This is a genomic window from Algibacter mikhailovii, assembly GCF_014651495.1.
Taxonomy (GTDB): domain Bacteria; phylum Bacteroidota; class Bacteroidia; order Flavobacteriales; family Flavobacteriaceae; genus Algibacter_E; species Algibacter_E mikhailovii.
Genome location: NZ_BMWZ01000028.1, coordinates 1 through 2,511, shown reverse-complemented (window position 1 = coordinate 2,511; position 2,511 = coordinate 1). Strand labels below are relative to the sequence as shown.

Genomic DNA, 2,511 nt, shown 5'->3' with positions numbered 1-2,511 from the left:
GAGTAGAGTTTACAAAGTTCGCTCTTTGTGTGTTTACCACTGCTAAGTTCGTCTAAAATTTTCAGTTTAAAAGGTTCTGAATACCGTCTGATTACTTTGTCATTTCTGTACATAATGTTTAAAATTATGTAGCCTTTATTCAGGACGGGTCATAATTATGCACAACGTTGTTGTATATGGAAAGTTGCGTGTTTGTGCGCGAGGATTTTCCGCAGGAAAATCGGAGTGACCAAATACGCACTAACCTTTTGGTTTAGGATTAAACTTACGCATTATTTTTATACTTTGTTAGCACCAGTATTATTTTTCGTTTTCATTCGATAGACTAAATATAAAAACACAACCAGAATTATCGTAAACTTAAAAATCAGCCCCAATAAGTTCTCTCCGTTTATAAAGTAGTCCGATGATGTTGTTAACAAAGTTAAGGTCTGTGAATAAATCACAATTCCGATACAGACCAATGAAAATATTAACTGATTTTTAAAATTCGCTCCAATAACTATTGCAAAGCAAACCAGAAATAAGGTCAGAAAACTATTTAAATATCGAGTGTTTTTTGTCCAATTAGATTTTCTTAATTGCTTTGTCAAGAGCGTATTCTTTCTTATTTCGTTTTTTAATTGAAATAAATCTCTGCGATTAAATTCTGTTGTCAACTCGTTTTTTGAGATTCCATATTCGTTAAGTTCTGTTTTAGAAAAATCACTTTGAATTATGCTATCAGGAATTTTTTTAAACAAGTCAGAGATAATTTTCTTTTGAGACTTATTTTCAGTTTCTAAAGAGTCAGAATATTGGTTTATAAGTCCAATACTCATCATATCAACATTTGTTTTATTGTATTCGGTAGCTTTTTCAATTCTTTCTTGTGATGTAAATGGTTCTTTTCTTGTGTTTTCATATCTATCCAAGAATGATGTCATTCGCAGTTTTGGCACCATACTATTAGATAGTAAGAATATTAGTCCGCCAAAGATTAGTGATAGGATAAGTCCGAATTGGAAAAATTTTGAGACAGGAATTTTCTCTTTTATTAATTCCGCTGTAACTAAGATTAAGGCAATGAAAACACCAAAATTAATTACTGCTGGTATCTGACTAAAACTAAAAAGTATTCCATTCGTTAGGTCAAAGCCAAATTCGCTAAAATATAAGCTGATGATCTCAACAACTAAAAACAAGTAGTAAACTAAACCACTTATTGTAAAATACGATATAAATTTTCGCAGAATTTTTGTCATATTGGTGCTAACGTGTTTGTATAAGATTAGTTGCGTGTTTTAAGAACTAAATTTAGCAAATAATTCACAGATAGAAAGTCCGCGAGGACTTTCGTAAGTAGGCTATAACTAGCAATTAATTTTATACGGTGTTGGCAACTGTTTTTTTATTCATTAATAGTATTATTCCTAATATAACAAACTGTAAAATTGGAAGGAAAGCAAGATATCCTCTTAACATTAAACTTCCTTTATTTGCTTTAGCATAATTTTCAAATTCCGGTGAATATTTTTCCATCAAAAAGTCAGTTCCAAAATAAGAGAATAGAAATTGCAAAAGCAAAATTCCAAAGAATATAATTATTAAAGATTTCAGGGTTTTTCGTGTGTCTATTTCAATCGGTCTGTTGTATTTTTTTATTCCCAAAACTACAATTATTGTAAAAAGAAAGAGACTCATTATTTCAGGTAGCCAAATTGTAGTTATGGGTTTTGTTCCTGCAATTATTAAAACGTTCTCAAATAAGTATTCAATTAATCCACAAAATTCACTAATTGAAATATAAGCAAAAGCTCCAATTCCTAATTTGTTAATAAAGTCAGTTTGATTTTTTTTCAATTTTTGGTGAATTTATATTATTGCTAATAATTTGGTTCTTAATCGCCTTTTCCAGCTGGAACAATAACAAAAGCCCATTCAGCTTCGTCAGGAACTTTATATGCATCTAAAAATTTTCCTCCAAGACCACTAACTTGAGATTGCTTATCCTCAATTTCAAGTCCATAAGTTTCTCCAAACATAAACTTCACTCCATTGTCTAATTTAAGTGTATCAATGTCCTTTAAGTTAAAAACTCGAAACTCGTTCGGTTTTATTTTTAGGTTTTCAATAATTCCAATTTCGTCAGAAGTTTCATTGTAAATAAACACTTTGTATATTTTTCCAGTTTTATTGTATTTGGCTGGAATTATAGAAATTTCATTTCCTTTTTCGATGAAAACGTTTCCATTCGAATCAGTCCATTTCTCTTCTTTTTGGGATTCGCTTTGTCGTTCAGATTCCGATAATTTTTCATTTAAATTTTCTGCTGTTTTCTTTTCAGTTTCCTTTTGTCCGCAAGCAGATAATGTCAAAAAGATTATAAAAATTTGAATATATTTCGTCATTTCTTAAATTGTTGCCAACGTGTTGGTATAAGAATAGTGCGTAGTTTGAGTGCGAGGATTTTCCGAAGGAAAATCAGATGCAAGCAAACAAGCGCTAACTTTAGATTTAGGAATAAACTTA

The 2,511-nt window shown here is 30.3% G+C and carries 3 protein-coding genes; all 3 read right to left on the bottom strand.

What is annotated here, in order from left to right:
• Nucleotides 1–278: 278 nt before the first annotated feature.
• Entirely contained in the window at nucleotides 279–1,244 is a 966-nt protein-coding gene (locus IE051_RS18465; protein WP_189362892.1) for a hypothetical protein, read from the bottom strand.
• A 121-nt stretch (nucleotides 1,245–1,365) separates the two neighbouring features.
• Nucleotides 1,366–1,842, bottom strand: coding sequence for a hypothetical protein (locus tag IE051_RS18460; protein WP_189362891.1), 477 nt, complete (start codon nucleotides 1,840–1,842; stop codon nucleotides 1,366–1,368).
• Between the two features lie 38 nt (nucleotides 1,843–1,880).
• Nucleotides 1,881–2,390 carry a hypothetical protein gene (locus IE051_RS18455; protein WP_189362890.1) on the bottom strand — a complete coding sequence of 170 codons (510 nt, stop codon included), beginning with the start codon at nucleotides 2,388–2,390 and terminating at the stop codon, nucleotides 1,881–1,883.
• Nucleotides 2,391–2,511 lie beyond the last annotated feature (121 nt).